At 70.9% G+C, this 13,892-nt stretch carries 11 protein-coding genes, 1 tRNA gene and 1 riboswitch; of the genes, 4 read left to right on the top strand and 8 right to left on the bottom strand.

Features of this window, described 5'->3' with window-relative positions; genetic code table 11:
* Positions 1–188 precede the first annotated feature (188 nt).
* Entirely contained in the window at positions 189–1,265 is a 1,077-nt protein-coding gene (locus ACTWQF_RS15870; RefSeq protein WP_443280030.1) for a Gfo/Idh/MocA family oxidoreductase, read from the bottom strand.
* Between the two features lie 284 nt (positions 1,266–1,549).
* On the opposite strand from ACTWQF_RS15870, the gene ACTWQF_RS15865 reads away from it, so the two are divergent.
* The gene (locus ACTWQF_RS15865; protein ID WP_209263642.1) at positions 1,550–2,329 is read left to right on the top strand and encodes an HAD-IIA family hydrolase; all 780 of its coding nucleotides are present in this window, start codon (positions 1,550–1,552) and stop codon (positions 2,327–2,329) included.
* A gap of 82 nt (positions 2,330–2,411) precedes the next feature.
* Here the strand turns inward: ACTWQF_RS15865 and ACTWQF_RS15860 are convergent, their stop codons facing one another.
* Entirely contained in the window at positions 2,412–3,236 is an 825-nt protein-coding gene (locus ACTWQF_RS15860; protein ID WP_443280029.1) for a CbtA family protein, read from the bottom strand.
* A gap of 20 nt (positions 3,237–3,256) precedes the next feature.
* A complete protein-coding gene (locus tag ACTWQF_RS15855; RefSeq protein WP_443246085.1) occupies positions 3,257–3,490 on the bottom strand; it encodes a CbtB domain-containing protein in 234 nt (77 codons plus the stop codon).
* Between the two features lie 27 nt (positions 3,491–3,517).
* Positions 3,518–3,639, bottom strand: a riboswitch (cobalamin riboswitch).
* Positions 3,640–3,828: 189 nt separating this feature from the next.
* On the opposite strand from ACTWQF_RS15855, the gene ACTWQF_RS15850 reads away from it, so the two are divergent.
* Positions 3,829–4,896: a glycoside hydrolase family 6 protein gene (locus ACTWQF_RS15850; RefSeq protein ID WP_443280028.1), complete on the top strand. Its 1,068-nt coding sequence runs from the start codon at positions 3,829–3,831 to the stop codon at positions 4,894–4,896.
* A gap of 119 nt (positions 4,897–5,015) precedes the next feature.
* Here the strand turns inward: ACTWQF_RS15850 and ACTWQF_RS15845 are convergent, their stop codons facing one another.
* The 4 genes from ACTWQF_RS15845 to ACTWQF_RS15830 form a co-directional block, all read right to left on the bottom strand.
* Positions 5,016–7,037, bottom strand: coding sequence for a galactose oxidase-like domain-containing protein (locus ACTWQF_RS15845; protein WP_443280027.1), 2,022 nt, complete (start codon positions 7,035–7,037; stop codon positions 5,016–5,018).
* Complete coding sequence (locus ACTWQF_RS15840) at positions 7,034–9,037, bottom strand: glycosyltransferase family 2 protein (protein ID WP_443280026.1); 2,004 nt, start codon at positions 9,035–9,037, stop codon at positions 7,034–7,036. The genes ACTWQF_RS15845 and ACTWQF_RS15840 overlap by 4 nt, the downstream gene beginning before the upstream one ends.
* Positions 9,038–9,212: 175 nt before the next feature.
* Positions 9,213–9,974 carry a FadR/GntR family transcriptional regulator gene (locus tag ACTWQF_RS15835; RefSeq protein WP_443280025.1) on the bottom strand — a complete coding sequence of 254 codons (762 nt, stop codon included), beginning with the start codon at positions 9,972–9,974 and terminating at the stop codon, positions 9,213–9,215.
* 106 nt (positions 9,975–10,080) lie between these two features.
* Positions 10,081–11,214 carry a winged helix DNA-binding domain-containing protein gene (locus ACTWQF_RS15830; RefSeq protein ID WP_443280024.1) on the bottom strand — a complete coding sequence of 378 codons (1,134 nt, stop codon included), beginning with the start codon at positions 11,212–11,214 and terminating at the stop codon, positions 10,081–10,083.
* Positions 11,215–11,360: 146 nt separating this feature from the next.
* On the opposite strand from ACTWQF_RS15830, the gene ACTWQF_RS15825 reads away from it, so the two are divergent.
* Both ACTWQF_RS15825 and ACTWQF_RS15820 read left to right on the top strand, forming a co-directional pair.
* Positions 11,361–12,380: a DUF3533 domain-containing protein gene (locus ACTWQF_RS15825; protein ID WP_443280023.1), complete on the top strand. Its 1,020-nt coding sequence runs from the start codon at positions 11,361–11,363 to the stop codon at positions 12,378–12,380.
* Between the two features lie 351 nt (positions 12,381–12,731).
* Positions 12,732–12,805 (top strand) — tRNA-Lys (locus ACTWQF_RS15820).
* Positions 12,806–12,908: 103 nt separating this feature from the next.
* Here the strand turns inward: ACTWQF_RS15820 and ACTWQF_RS15815 are convergent.
* On the bottom strand, positions 12,909–13,700 hold the full coding sequence (locus ACTWQF_RS15815; RefSeq protein WP_443280022.1) for an IclR family transcriptional regulator: 792 nt from the start codon (positions 13,698–13,700) through the stop codon (positions 12,909–12,911).
* Between the last annotated feature and the right edge of the window lie 192 nt (positions 13,701–13,892).

Here is a 13,892-nt window from a genome sequence, read left to right as displayed (position 1 = left end):
GCTGCGCGGGCTGCCCTGTGCTGTTGTTTCGCGGGGGCTGCGCGGGTTGCGCGTGCTGCGCCTTGCTGTGCTGCGCGGGCTGCGCCTGGCTGCGCTTGCCAGCCCTGCGCCTTCGCGCAGACCTCCCAAGCACAGCACAGCCGCAGGTGTCACAGCGCAGGAGGGCGATGCCCAAGCACAGCGCAGCGTTACGCGCCCCGCGCGAACGAGCGGGCCGCCTCCAACACCTGGAGGCTGGCCGCCGCTTCGTGGGCGGTGACCGGCGGGGGCGTGCCGTCGCGCAGCGCGGCGGCGACCGCGTCGTAGAACGCGGGGTAGTCACCGTCCAGCGTGGGCACCGTACGGAGCTCGTCGGGGGCGTCCTCGGCACCGAGGACGCCCCAGGCGTCCTGGGGCTCCATGCCCCAGGGAACCCCCTCGGCGGGGCGCGCACCCGCGCGGAGGGCGTTCTCCTGCGGATCGAGGCCGTACTTCACATAGGCCGCCCTGCTGCCCAGCACCCGGAAACGGGGGCCGAGCCGGGCCGCGGTGGCGCTCATCCACAGATGGGAGCGGACACCGTTCTCGTGGGTGATGGCGATGAAACTGTCGTCGTCGGCCTCGGCCCCCGCACGCCGTACGTCGGACTCCGCATAGACGGAGGCGGCCGGACCGAACAGGGTCAGCGCCTGGTCCACCAGATGGCTGCCCAGGTCGTAGAGGAGTCCGCCCACCTCCTCCGGGTCGCCCGACTCCCGCCAGCCGCCCTTGAGCCGGGGCCGCCAGCGCTCGAACCGCGACTCGAAGCGGAACACCTCGCCCAGCGCGTCCTGGCCCAGCAGTGAGCGCAGGGTGAGGAAGTCGTTGTCCCAGCGGCGGTTCTGGAACGGCGCCAGCAGCAGCCCGCGTGACTCGGCCTTCGCCGCCAGTTCCCGGGCCTCGGCGGCGGTCGCGGCCAGCGGCTTGTCCACCACCACCGGCAGCCCCGCGTCCAGTGCGCGGTGGGCGAGCGGTACATGGGTGCGGTTCGGGGTGGCGACCACTACCAGGTCGAAACTGTCCGCGTCCGCGAACAGTTCGTCCGCCGACGCGACCGTCCGCACCTCACCGCCTGGGCCGCCGGCCTCCCGGGCGCGCTTCTGGCGCTCCGGGTCGGAGGTGACGACGGTGTCCAGGGCGAGCCCCGGTGTGGTGGCGATCAGCGGGGCGTGAAAGACCGATCCGGCCAGGCCGAAGCCGAGCAGCCCGACGCGGAGCGGCGTGACGGTGGAGTCCATGCGGTTCATGCCCCCACCCTTGCAAAGCCCGCGGGTGGGAGCACCCACCCGCCTCCGGTACCGCGCACGGCCACCGGTACCGAGCAGTCATCGGCTGCCTCCGCCGGAGCACTACGCAGCGGTAACGAGTCGGACCGTCGCGTCCGGGCACCCGACGCACTCGACGGCATACGTCCCGGCTGACCAGCACCGGCCGCTGCCGTTACGCTGAGCGCGGCGGCCGGTTCCGTGCCTCGCTCCATGCGGGCACGTCCCCGCCGGCCGGACCACCACGACCTGGCAGGAGTCCATCCGTGGCAGAGCGCAAGCCCATCGAGTCCTGGCTCACCGACATGGACGGTGTGCTGATGCACGAGGGGATCCCCGTCCCCGGCGCCGACTCGTTCATCAAGCGGCTCAAGGAGTCGGGGCGGCCGTTCCTGGTGCTCACCAACAACTCCATGTACACCCCTCGGGACCTGCACGCCCGGCTCTCCCGTATCGGACTGAACGTGCCGACGGAGAACATCTGGACCTCCGCGCTGGCCACCGCGCAGTTCCTGGACGACCAGCGCCCCGGCGGCACCGCCTACGTCATAGGGGAGGCCGGGCTGACGACGGCCCTGCACGACATCGGATACGTCCTCTCGGACGCCGACCCCGACTACGTCGTCCTCGGCGAGACCCGCACCTACAGCTTCGAGGCGCTGACCCGCGCCATCCGCCTCATCAACGACGGCGCCCGCTTCATCGCCACCAACCCTGACGAGACCGGCCCCTCGGCCGAGGGCGCGCTGCCCGCAACCGGCTCGGTCGCCGCCCTCATCACCAAGGCCACAGGGCAGCACCCCTACTTCGTCGGCAAGCCCAACCCGCTGATGATGCGCGCCGGGCTCAACGCGATCGGCGCCCACTCCGAGACCAGCGCCATGATCGGTGATCGGATGGACACCGACGTCCGGGCCGGTATGGAGGCGGGTCTTGAGACCTTTCTGGTGCTGACCGGGCTGACCAGGCCCGACGAGGTCGAGCGCTACCCGTACCGCCCCTCCAGCGTCGTCGACTCGATCGCGGACCTCGTCGACCGGGTCTGAGGGCGAGTGGAGTGCTCGGGCGGGGGCGGCGGCGCGGCTCCCGCCCGAACACTCGGTCCGCTGCCGGCTCGGAAGATGTGACTCAGGAGACCGCCGAAGCGGACGCCGGCTCGGGCTGGCCCTCCCGCTCTGCGGACGGCTGCCGCCGCAGTGCCGGGGCCGCGAACACCGCGCCGAGCACGGCCCACAGGACCAGGTGCCCGCCCAGTGAGAGCACCCGGAAGTCCCACAACAGGGTGGCGGGCACCGGGACCTGGTCCGGGTTGTCCGGCAGCAGGAAGAGCGCCGCCAGGGTGGCGACGACGGCCGCCGCGGCCCCCAACTGGCGCACTGGAAGCCCGTGCCCGGCCTGTCCGAGCCGTTGGTGCACCTGGTGTGCCAGCACCATTCCCAGTACGCCGATGACCAGCGCGGCCACCCACAGGCCCTGCCGTTCGGCGACGGTGCCGCCGTCACCGACACCCGGCGGGTTGGCCGGGTAGCGCAGCGCCGGAAGCAGGGACAGCGCGAGGAACCCCGCACCGGCCAGGCCCATGGCGCGCTGCCAGCCGCGGCCGTCGTTCCGGGCCGCCGAGCGGTGCACCAAGGCGTAGGCCAGGGTGAAGAACACCCCGATCGCGAGCCCCGCCACCACGGCGGTGACCACCAGCCCGAAGTGCTGGGTGCCCCGGCTGAAGAGCTCCTCGGCCTCGGCGGCATGGCTGTGCCCCGAGTGGCCCGCGTGCGTGTGTGCGGCGGCTTCCGCCGCCGAGCGTTTCTCCTCGAGCCGGATGGCCCGGTCCATCACGGGCTCGGCGAGCAGCAGCGAGAACAGTCCCGAGACCAGCCCCGCGACCCCGCCGGCCGCGAGGCCGCGGCCGAGAAGGGGCAGCAGGGGGTAGGGAGTTGGCTGTGCTGATACGGACATGACGAGCGACCCCCGATCGGTCAGTGGCAGGGGGCGCCGAACAGATGACGGCCGTCGTGCGAGAACTCGTGCAGATAGGAGCCGGTGGCGGAGACGAGGTTGCCGTTGTCGACGAAGACGGCGTACAGCGCGATCAGTGCGACGATCGCGGCGGCGGCGACGATGAGCCAGTCGCGGGTCCTGACGGTCGCCGGGTGTGCGGCGGCGCTCTCGGGTGCGACGGTCGTGCCGACGGTGTGCGGGGACATCCGCATGCCTCCTCCTGGGGTTTCCACGCCCCATCGGTGGAGAAGCGACAGGTCAGTTCCTGACTCCCGCAGCCGTCGGGGGCGGCTGCGGACACAGTGGCGGGACCGTCCCGGAGTTGCACCGGGTTCCTGAACTCTGTCGCCTCAATATGGAAGTGTGCCGTCCGGGAGACTCCCAGCCTGCCATGGCACTGTCAATAAGGGCTCCGTCACACCGGGTGCGGAACCCGGCCGCGCGGCGGGGGCCCTGTGACACGATGGGGCGACGTCATGGCCCGTCAGCGGTCCGGCAGACAGCCGGTCGCGGTCCGGTCGGCGGCCGGAGTACACCCGAGGGGGAGTGGATGTACGGCAGCGCCAGAAACGGCGCCCGATGCTCGCGTACGGCGCACACGTTGGGTGCCCGCGCGCGGGCCGTCGCGGGAAGTGCACTGGCGGGGGCCCTGCTGCTGGTCGGCTGCTCGTCGTCGGACGGCGGTTCGGACGACGGCGCCCAGGCGGACCCGACGGTGCGACAGCGCCCCAAGTCCGTCGCCCCGTACTGGGTGAACCCCGAGGGCAGCGCCGCGCGGCAGGCCGGCGCCGCCGCGAAGGACGGCAAGTCCGCGCGGGCCGCGCAGCTGAAGAAGATCGCCCGGCAGCCGGTGGCCGAGTGGATCGACGCCGCGGACCCCCGCGGTCACACCGCCCGGGTCACCAAGGCCGCAGCCGCCGCGGACCGCGGTGCGCTGCTCGTCCTCTACAACGTGCCGCACCGGGACTGCGGGCAGTACAGCAAGGGCGGCGCGAAGGACGGGGCGGCGTACCGCAGTTGGCTGGACGGCGTCGCGGAGGGCATCGGGAAGCGGACGGCCACGGTGATCGTGGAGCCGGACGCCCTGGCCCACACGGTGTCCGGCGACTGCGCCGCGCCGCAGCTGCGCGAGGAGCGCTATGGGCTCCTCCACGACGCCGTCACCCGGCTCAAGCGGCTCCCCAGGACGAAGGTCTATCTGGACGCCGGGAACCCGGACTGGGTCCGCGACCCCGGCGGACTGGTGGAACCGCTCAACCGCGCGGGGATCGGTAAGGCCGACGGGTTCGCGCTGAACGTCTCCAACTTCCAGACCACCGCTTCGAACGTCGCCTACGGCAAGCGGCTGTCCTCGATGGTCGACGACAAGCCGTTCGTCGTCGACACCAGCCGGAACGGCAAGGGGCCGCTGCGCGGCGGCGGGAAGGAGAGCTGGTGCAATCCGCCCGGGCGGGCGCTGGGCGAGGCGCCCACCACCAGGACGGGGCACAAGGCGGTGGACGCCTACCTGTGGATCAAGCGCCCGGGCGAGTCGGACGGCCAGTGCCGAGGTGGCCCCGCGCCGGGCACTTGGTGGCCGTCCTACGCGCTGGAACTGGCCCGCAACGCCAAGGGTTAGGGCACCCGCCTGTTCTGGGCAGGGGCTGCCCCTGGCTGTAGCTTGCAGGCTGCGGGTGAGTTGTGGTTGCTCGCGCAGTTCCCCGCGCCCCTTCGGGGCGCAGCACCCCATGCCGGGTACTACTTCGGGTCGCCCGCGGTCACCGGGGCGTGGGCCGCGCCGGGGTCAACGCTAACCTTCACCCACTGGGCCTTCGACGGGACCCCGTTCCCGTCCACGCCGAAGACCATCCACCACCCGGGCGTCACCAAGGACGGATCGTCCGGGATGGTCGTACTCACCGTGCCGTCCCGGGACTTCTTCATCTTCAGCGCCACCGACGACTGCTCCACGTTGGTGACGTGTGTGAAGGAGCCGGGCCGCACCAGCCGGAGCTTCTTCAGTGAGGCGGCGTCCTTGCTCTTGAAGGAGATACGCGCGCCGGGCGCAAGCGTCCGGGGGCTGCCGCCCGCCTTCCGCAGCTCCGGCTGCCGCTTGCCCTGATGCAGATACGGCGGCGTGTAGATCTCGATGCGCTGGTCGAACTCCCCCGGCTTGGTGTCGGCCTTGTCCGCGTACAGCGAGTCCGAGCCAAAGGTCATCACCCGGCCGTCGGGCAGCAGCAGTCCGCCGGAGTGGTAGTTGCGGCCGACGAGCGGGGCGGCGGCCTCCTTGAACGTGTTGCTTTTCGGGTGGTAGATCCCGGCCTTCAGCACGTTGCTGTCGCTCTTGCCGCGGTACCGGCCGGAGCCGTTGGTCGTCAGCACGGTGTCGTCCGGCAGGATCACGCTGCTGGGGTAGCGGACCTTGTCGTACAGCCTGGGGCCGTCGTGGAAGCGCGGAGTGTCGGACTTGAGGTCCACGATGCGGGTCTTGTCCGTCGTCTTGTCGGACTCGCCGACCCCGCCGCCGCCCTCGACGATGAACTTCCGGGACTGGGTGGGCGGCAGCGGTACGGACATTGCCGTCTCCAGGACGTCCGGGTCGCTCATGCCGGGGATCTTGGAGAACCTGTTCGTCCGCAGGTTCCAGATGCCGGGGACGCGGCCCTTGTCGGCGGGGCCGTAGCCGGCGGTGGTGCCGCTGTAGAAGACCCGGTTCTCACCGATCAGATGCAGCCCGGGGTAGGTGGGGAAGAAGCGGGTCCTCGGCATGTAGTGCCACTTCTTGGTCCTCGGGTTGTAGATCTCGTTCTTGCCGGGGACGACCTGGCCGATGTCGTCGAGCCCGGAGACGGTCAGCACCCTGCCGTCCTGGAGGGTGAGCTGGGTGGGGTACCAGCGGGCCTCCTTCATCGGGTCCACGGTGATGTAGCGCTCGGCCACCGGGTCGAACTCGTAGGCGTCCTTGATGCCCTGGAAGTCCTTCTTGTCGAAGGACATCTTCTGGGCGACGCCGTAGACGTTCCGCTTCCACGCGCCCTTCAGGCCGCTGACCGTGTACTTGTCCTCGGTGCCTGTCTGGTGCTTCCGGCCCTTCTTGGCGGCCTCGGCGTAGACCCGGCTGACGCTGTGGACCACCTCGACCTTGCCGGTCCTCGGGTTCTTCACCTTCTTCGCACGGGGGAGGAGGACGTTGTGCTGCGCGACGAACGTCTTGCCGCTCTTCCGGCCGGTGAAGCGGGTGCCCTTCTCGATCGTCTTCCCGCGGTCCGGGTTCTCGTTGTAGAGGAACATCAGCCCGCCGGCCTTCTTCACATCGCCCTTCAGCGTCTCGTAGCGCTGGGTGCCGCCCGCGACCAGCAGTTTGCCGTCGGGGAGCTGGTTGTGCCCCGAGCAGAACAGGTCGTTGGGGGTGGGGATGTTCTTGAAGGTGTTCTGCGCCGGGTCCCACAGCACGGTGCGGAAGCTCTTGGCCTTGAAGTTCGTCGCGTCGTTGCCCGAGCCCGCCACCAGCAGCACCTTGCCGGTGTGCAGCAGCGCCGCGTGGATCGTGTTGATCCGGTACTTCTCGGGGATCCCGACGATCTGCCAGTGGCCCTTCTCCGCCTTGTACTCGGGCTGGTTGATCGCGTAGTCGTGGTACTTCGCCGACGCGAAGCCGTACAGCGCCGGACCGTTGAACCCGGCGATGAGCACAACGACTGCCGTACCGATGGCTATGCGCCGGGCCCGCCGCTTCCTGGCCCCGGCTGCGCGGCGGCGGCTCCGTCGAGTCGTCATCGTTCGTGTCCCCCAAGCGCGGTGTGGTGCATCTGCTGGTCGTACGAAGGTGCGGGCGAGGGCGAGGGCTCAGGGGGCGAGGGCGAAGGCGCGGATGCGGACACGGACCTCCTCCGGCGTCCCCTGCGCATACGGCGCCGCTTCTCCGCCCGCACGGTGGACCGCCACCCGACGATCGGCGCCGCCGTGATCAGCAGCGCGAGCGCGGCCCAGGTGAGCATCGCCGGGTGGTCGTGGCCCAGGAAGAGGGAGCCGACGAGCGAGCCCCCGAAGACCGCGATGAAGAACAGGTGCACCCGGAACGTGCCGAACAGCGTGTCCGGGCTGGCCGAGTCGCCCTTGGGGGTGACGACGAACTTGCTCTTGCGCCGCAGCACCGTGTCGAAGAGGGAGCGCGCGTAGATCGGCGCCGACAGCGCGGACATCAGCATCCCGGCCAGCCCGCCGGAGCCCTCCGGCTCGTGCGGGGAGACGTTGTGCCGCCGGTTCCAGATGTACAGCCCGATCTGGAGCGCGGTGGCGTTGCCGTACAGCGCCATCCAGATGGTGGGGTCGATCTGCACGCCGGACGCGCCCATGCCCAGGAAGAGCGCACAGGACAGTGCGGCCAGGATCCAGTTGAGCGCCGAGGCCGGGTAGAAGAGCATCAGCAGCGTGTAGTTGAACAGCTTGCCGACCGGCATGCTGCCCAGGCCGCGCCAGTACTGCTTGAGGATCGTCTCGTACGTGCCGCGGGACCAGCGCAACTGCTGGGTGAAGAAGTCCGTCCAGGCGTTGGGGCCCTCGCCGACGGCGAGCACGTCGGGCGTGTAGACGGAGCGCCACTTGTTGCCGGTGACCGGGTTGCGGTGGCGGTGCATCTCGAAGCCGGTGGCCATGTCCTCCGTGATGGAGTCGTAGAGGCCGCCGATGGCCTTCAGCGCCGTGATACGGACCGCGTTGCTGGTGCCGACGAACATCGGCGCGTCGTAGCGGTTACCGGCGCGCTGGATGAGGGCGTGGAAGAGGAACTGCTGGCTCTCGGCCGCCTTGGTGACGAAGTTGTCGTAGTTGCCGTAGACCTGCGGGCCGATGACGAAGCCGACGTCCGGGTCGCGGAAGTAACCGAGCATCCGCTCCAGGTAGTTCGCCAGCGGCACGTGGTCGGTGTCGACGCCGGCGAAGAAGTCGTAGTCGTCACCGTGCGCGTCCAGCCAGGCGTTGTAGTTGCCGTGCTTGGTCTTGGCACGGAAGGCGCCCTTGGCCGTGTTCCACCCGGCGACCCCCTTACGGGAGAAGTGGTGCACTCCCAGCCGCCGGCAGACCTCCTTGACCTCGGGGTCGTCGCCCTCGTCGAGCAGCCATACGTGCATGGTGCCGCGGTGCCGTACCCGTACGGCCGCCTCAAGGGTCTTGGTGACCATCTCGATCGGTTCCTTGCCGGGCACGAACGAGGTGAGGAAGGCGACGCGGGTGCCGGCCTCGGGCACCACGGGTATCGGGTCACGGGCCACCAGGGTGGCGTGCGCGTTGGAGAGCACATTGAGCGTGCGGAACAACTCGATCAACCCGATCGAGACGAGCATGACGACGTCCAGCTTGAGCACGAGGTCGGAGACCTCGCCCGCGTCGCGGCGTGTCCAGTGGTCGGGCTGCATCAGCCAGACCAGCAGCCCGGCCGACAGCAGAGGGGCCAGACACAGCAGGAAGCCCGCGCGGAACCGGTGCGGCTCGTCGGCCAGCAGACTGCGGTACCGCACCCGGTAGGGCTTGCCGGGATCGGGCCGGGTGAGCGGGCCCGCAAGCCGACTGTAGTGCTCGTAGTCGTAGCGGGGCGCGGCGCGCTCCCAGGGGTGCTGGGACGGTCTGCGGGAGCGGGAGCGGTGGCCGGCGAGTAAACGCTGCGAGGGCTGCTGTCCGCCCGATATGGGCGGCCCTGGTATGCGCAACTGCGTCGTCTGCGTCGGGTCCTGGTCGTCGTAACCCTGCGACTGCGGGCCGCCCCTGCGCGGCGTGGTCATGCTTCTGTCCCCCCGCACGCACATCTGTGGCGTGCTCTCGTGCCGAATCCGCGTCCGGGCCCCCGCTTTGGGCGCGGCGTACTTCGGTCGTGCCCCTGCCCCCGCAGCACTGTTCGACCGACCGCACGTCAGGTTCTACAACTTGGCACATGAACGCAAGAGCGAGTGGGGCGGTTTAACGCCCTTGGGGTGTTATGGAAGCGGCAGATGTGATCGAGGAGTCATCAAACCGTGGCTGCCGTGTGGTGGCGTCCGGCGCGGTCGACCGGAGCCGTTCACGGATGTTGCCGAAATGGGCACGGACGGCCTCCTCCGCGCCCCGCATGTCACCGTCCCGGACGGCGTCGAGGATCGCGGCATGCTGCTGCCAGGTCACCCGCGGGTCCGGGTGCAGTTCGGCCAGATCCGTGCGCACCCGGTGGAACGCGTCCCAGAAGGCGTCCAGCACCTCGCTCAGCAGTGAGTTGCCCAGCCCGGCGTAGAGCGCCGAATGGAAGGCTCGGTCGGTCTCGGCCCGTACCTGACCCGCGTCCGCCTCCCGGCGCATCCGGCCGACCAGCCGCTCCAGTTCGGCCAGTTGCTCCGGCCCGGCGACCAGCCGCGCCATCAGCCCCGTCTCCACCGCCTCGCGCAGCTCCAGCAGTTGCAGCAGGCTGTCCTCGCCGCGGTAGTGCCCGGCGACGGTACGGAAGGAGAGCCCCTCGGTCATGGGGGCCATGGACATCGCGCCCACGTACGTGCCGAAGCCGTGCCGGATCTCCACGATGCCCATCGCCTGCAGCGCCTTGAGCGCCTCGCGTACGGAGTTGCGGCTCACCTCCAGCCGCTCCATCAGCTCCGTCTCCGTGGGCATCGGGGCGCCGGGCGGCAGCCGTTCGTCGATGATCAGCCTTTTGATCCGCTCCTGGATCTCCCCGAGTCTTCCCCGGCTGCGCACCCTGTGGCCTCCTTCACCCGGGCTTTGTCACCGGGCTGCGTCATCCCGCCCTTCGGGCTGGGTGATTCCCCTTCGGGCTGCGGAATCCCGCCCTTCGGCCGTCAGCCTACGCGGGCGCCTGCGCGGGACCCTCCGGGCGGGGCGCTGTGAAGGTGACCGGGTGCGGCCCCGGGCGGCCGTCGGTCGCGAACGCCAGCAGCCGCTCGCCCTCCTCGGCCAGCGCCCGCTCCGCCTCGTCGTCCAGCCGCCCGAAGGGGGTGAGGGTGAGGGTGGCCGTCCTGCGGCTGGTGTCCGCCTTCCAGGTGCCGCGCACCCGGCCGTCCACCAGGAAGGTGCCGGGCACCTGGCCGTTCTTGGTCGCCAGGGCGCGGCGGACGGACTCGTCCAGCAGGCGGGAGCGGTCCGCGTGCGAAAGGATGATGTTGTCGTACTCGGCCAGGAAGCGGACCGGTAGCGGGAGTTCGGGGTCGGGCCGGGGCGCGTCGGGCAGGTCGAACAGCTCGCGGCCGGCCTCGTCCTGGAAGACCCGCAGCTGCGGCCGGAGCCGTTCCAGCACCTCGCCGAGCCGGGTCAGCCCCGACCAGGTCTGTGCGTCCCGTACGGACGCCGGGCCGAAGGCGCCGAGGTAGCGCAGCACCATCGCCTCCACGGAAGGCTCGGTCGCCAGGGGCCGTCCCAGCCACCGCTCGACCGTGTCCACCACCGGCTGCCCGGAGCGCCCCCACAGTCCGCGCGGCGGCAGTTGCACCAGCGCCAGCAGATAGCGCGCCGTCATCGCCAGCGGACGGGCCTCCAGCTGCGGCCACCGCTCCTGGAGGCGGACGCCGAGCTCGGTGCCGGTCAGTGGCTGCGCGGCGAGCAGTTCACGGGCCACCTCGGCCACGTGCCAGGGGTCCTCGCCGCCGAGCTGCTTGGCGAGGGAGGTGCGCACCCAGTTCTCGTGCAGCGGCTGGGTGAGGGCGCGCAACTGGAGCGCGTCGCGGTCACTGACCAGATGCACGGTGCCGCGCATGACGCTGAGCCGGACCAGTTCGCGGCCCTCCAGCAGCAGCGAGAGCTCCAGCGGGTCGAAGTCCGCCAGCCTGCTCCACAGCGCGAAGTACGGCGGTTTCGGCGCCTGGGCCTGAATGCCGACCAGGTGCTCGACCGCGTCTCGTACCGGCATCTTGGCGCGTTCGACGAGGAGTTGACGTGCGAGGAGGGCGCGGCTCAGGGCCGGCCGCGTCAGGGTTGCGGGCATGGTGAGAGTCTCGCCGATGGCACCGCGCCGCGCCACGCGATGACGCAGCACGGCGCGCCCGGAACCCCAACGGCGGGGGAGGAACCGGGCCATGCGGTATGGATGGAGATTCTTACCAACAAGGGCACCGATAAGGGAACGCCTTCATGCCGTCCATGCACAATGCCACCCCGGGCGCCGGTGCCCGCGGCGCGCTCACTCCCGGCACGCTCGCGCTCGTCCTCGGCGTGCTCCTCGTCCAACTGGGCTTCCTGCTCTCCTACATCGGCTCCTTCCACAACCCCGATCCGCAGGGCATCCCCGTCGCCGTCGTCGCACCCCGGCAGGCCGCCGAACGGCTCGACCGGCTGCCGGGCGACCCGCTGGCCGTCACCGTGGTCGAGGACGAGCAGACGGCGCGCGAACGCATCCGGCAACGGAAGGCCGAGGGCGGCTATCTGCTGAACGCGCGCGGCAGCCGCGACACCCTGCTGGTCGCCTCCGCCGCGGGCGGCTCACAGGCCCAGGCGCTGCGCAACGTCGGCGAGCGGGTGGCCGGCGAGCAGCACCGGCAGCTGAAGGTGGTCGACATCGCGCCGTCGGGGCAGCAGGACTACGAGAGCCTGACCGCGTTCTATCTCATCGTCGGCTGGCTCGTCGGCGGCTATCTGCTGGCCTCGCTGATGGGCGTGCTGGCCGGTACGCGACCGGCACGGCCGGAGCTCGGTGCGCTGCGGCTGGCGGGCGCTGCGGCGTACGCGATCCTCTCCGGGCTCGGCGGGGCGATCATCGTCGACCCGGTGCTGCACGCGCTGCCGGGGCACTTCGTGGCGCTGTGGTGGGTGGGTGCGCTGCTGGTCTTCGGTACCGCGGCGTGCACGCTGGCGCTGGAGGCTTTCCTGGGCGTCGTCGGGATCGGGGTCGCTGTGCTGATCTTCGTCGTGCTCGGCAACCCGAGCGCGGGCGGCGCCTTCCAGAAGCATCTGATCCCGTCGTTCTGGCGCGCCATCGGCGACTGGATCCCGACCGGTGCCGGAACGAGTGCCGTACGCAACATCGTCTACTTCTCCGGCAACGCGCTCGGCACCCCGCTGCTGGTGCTGGCCGTCTGGGCGCTGGCCGGCGCGGCGCTGCTGATGGCGGGCTCGCTCCGGCGCAGGGAGCCCGGACTGACCCTCCCCATCTGACGAGCCCGGCGAGCCGTCCGGTCCCGAGGCCGTCGTCGCAGGGAAGGCCGGCCGCAGCCGGAAGTGCGCTCACCGCCACCCTCAAGATCGACCGCGCTGCCCTGCGCCGTACCGGCTTCCGCTGCCCGGAGCCGGTGTGGTGGACGCCATACGACGCGTCCGGGGGAGGCCGTCGCAGCGGCCCGGGCGCCGGCTACCGCCTGCTGACCGGGCCGGACCTCAGTGAGCTACTGGCGGTACGAGGCGCACGGCCGGCCGGGGCTCGTGGCGGGCCGGGCCCCGCCGGGCGGTGGTCTTCAGCACCCTCCCGGAGGGGGTAGTATTTCTGGCGTCGGCCGGAAACGGCGACGGGCGCCGCTAGCTCAGTTGGTTAGAGCAGCTGACTCTTAATCAGCGGGTCCGGGGTTCGAGTCCCTGGCGGCGTACACACAGACGGTGGCCCCCTTGGTTTCCAAGGGGGCCACCGTCGTTTCCGTGCGTCTTCGCGGGTTCCGTGCGGGACGCCGTCGTTTTCGTATACGGGACGCCTCAGATCGCCAGTGACAGCATCACCGGTGCGGCCCGCTGGCTCAGCACCTCGGCGGCTCGGCGCAGCCGGTGCGCCTGGGCGACGGGGAGCGAGAGGGCAAGACAGCTGACCGCGGAGCCCGCCGTCACCGGAACCGCGGCGCAGACCGTGCCCACGGCGTACTCCTGGAGGTCGAGCACCGGTACGGTCGGCGGCTGCCGGTCGAGCGCGGTCAGCAGCAGCCGCTCGTCGGTGATCGTCCGCGAGGTGAGCCGTGGTGTCTTGTGGCGGGAGAGGTGGTCGAGGCGCCGGTCGTGGTCGAGCTGGCTGAGCAGGCACTTGCCGATCGCGGTCGCGTGCGCGGCCGAGCGGAAGTCCACCCACTGGTTGACCGCCGGCATCGTGGGGCCGTCGGCGACCTGGGTGTTCTCCACCTCTCCGTCCTGATACCGGCCGAAGTAGACGGCGGCGCCCACCGTGTCCCGCAGCTCGTCCAGGGTGGCCTGGAGGCGTTCGCGGAGCGCATGGGCCCGGTCCACGCCGGAGCCCAGCAGCACCAGTGCCTCGCCGACGACGTACGAGCCGTCCTCCAGCCGGGCCAGATAGCCCTCGCGGCACAGCATCCGCAGCAGCTGATCCAGCTGGCTCGCGGGCAGCTCCGCGCGGCGGGCGATCGCCTCCTCGTTGGCGCCGTCCCGGAACCGGGCGACGGTCTCCAGCACCTGCAGGGCATGCCGCACCGAGCCGAAGGGCGTGACCGGCTCCCGTCCCGGCTCCTCGGACGAGCCTCCGGGCGGTTGGAGTAGCGTCACGGTGTCCCCCTGGGGTTGTGACCGGTTGTACCGTTACCGCTTCGTGCGGTCACGGCTTCATATCTCACGATAGCGTTCAACCCCGGCCGAGCACGGGGCTGTTGCCGCGATCGGCATATGCCAGGCGGCTGAATGCGCCCCTTGGCGCGCCCCCTGGTGCGCCCTCCGGGAGCGCTCTCCCCTTGCGCCAGC

The sequence above is a fragment of the Streptomyces sp. 8N114 genome (assembly GCF_052245835.1).
GTDB lineage: Bacteria > Actinomycetota > Actinomycetes > Streptomycetales > Streptomycetaceae > Streptomyces.
Note: the sequence above shows the minus strand (reverse complement) of the source record. Positions and strands in the feature narration are given on the sequence as shown.

Bases quoted from the DNA above. Each gene is read 5' to 3' on its own strand.
- ACTWQF_RS15870 (WP_443280030.1), bottom strand. From the start codon at position 1,265: ATGAACCGCATGGACTCCACCGTCACGCCGCTCCGCGTCGGGCTGCTC.
- ACTWQF_RS15860 (WP_443280029.1), bottom strand. From the start codon at position 3,236: ATGTCCGTATCAGCACAGCCAACTCCCTACCCCCTGCTGCCCCTTCTC.
- ACTWQF_RS15855 (WP_443246085.1), bottom strand. From the start codon at position 3,490: ATGCGGATGTCCCCGCACACCGTCGGCACGACCGTCGCACCCGAGAGC.
- ACTWQF_RS15850 (WP_443280028.1), top strand. From the start codon at position 3,829: ATGTACGGCAGCGCCAGAAACGGCGCCCGATGCTCGCGTACGGCGCAC.
- ACTWQF_RS15845 (WP_443280027.1), bottom strand. From the start codon at position 7,037: ATGACGACTCGACGGAGCCGCCGCCGCGCAGCCGGGGCCAGGAAGCGG.
- ACTWQF_RS15840 (WP_443280026.1), bottom strand. From the start codon at position 9,037: ATGACCACGCCGCGCAGGGGCGGCCCGCAGTCGCAGGGTTACGACGAC.
- ACTWQF_RS15830 (WP_443280024.1), bottom strand. From the start codon at position 11,214: ATGCCCGCAACCCTGACGCGGCCGGCCCTGAGCCGCGCCCTCCTCGCA.
- ACTWQF_RS15825 (WP_443280023.1), top strand. From the start codon at position 11,361: ATGCCGTCCATGCACAATGCCACCCCGGGCGCCGGTGCCCGCGGCGCG.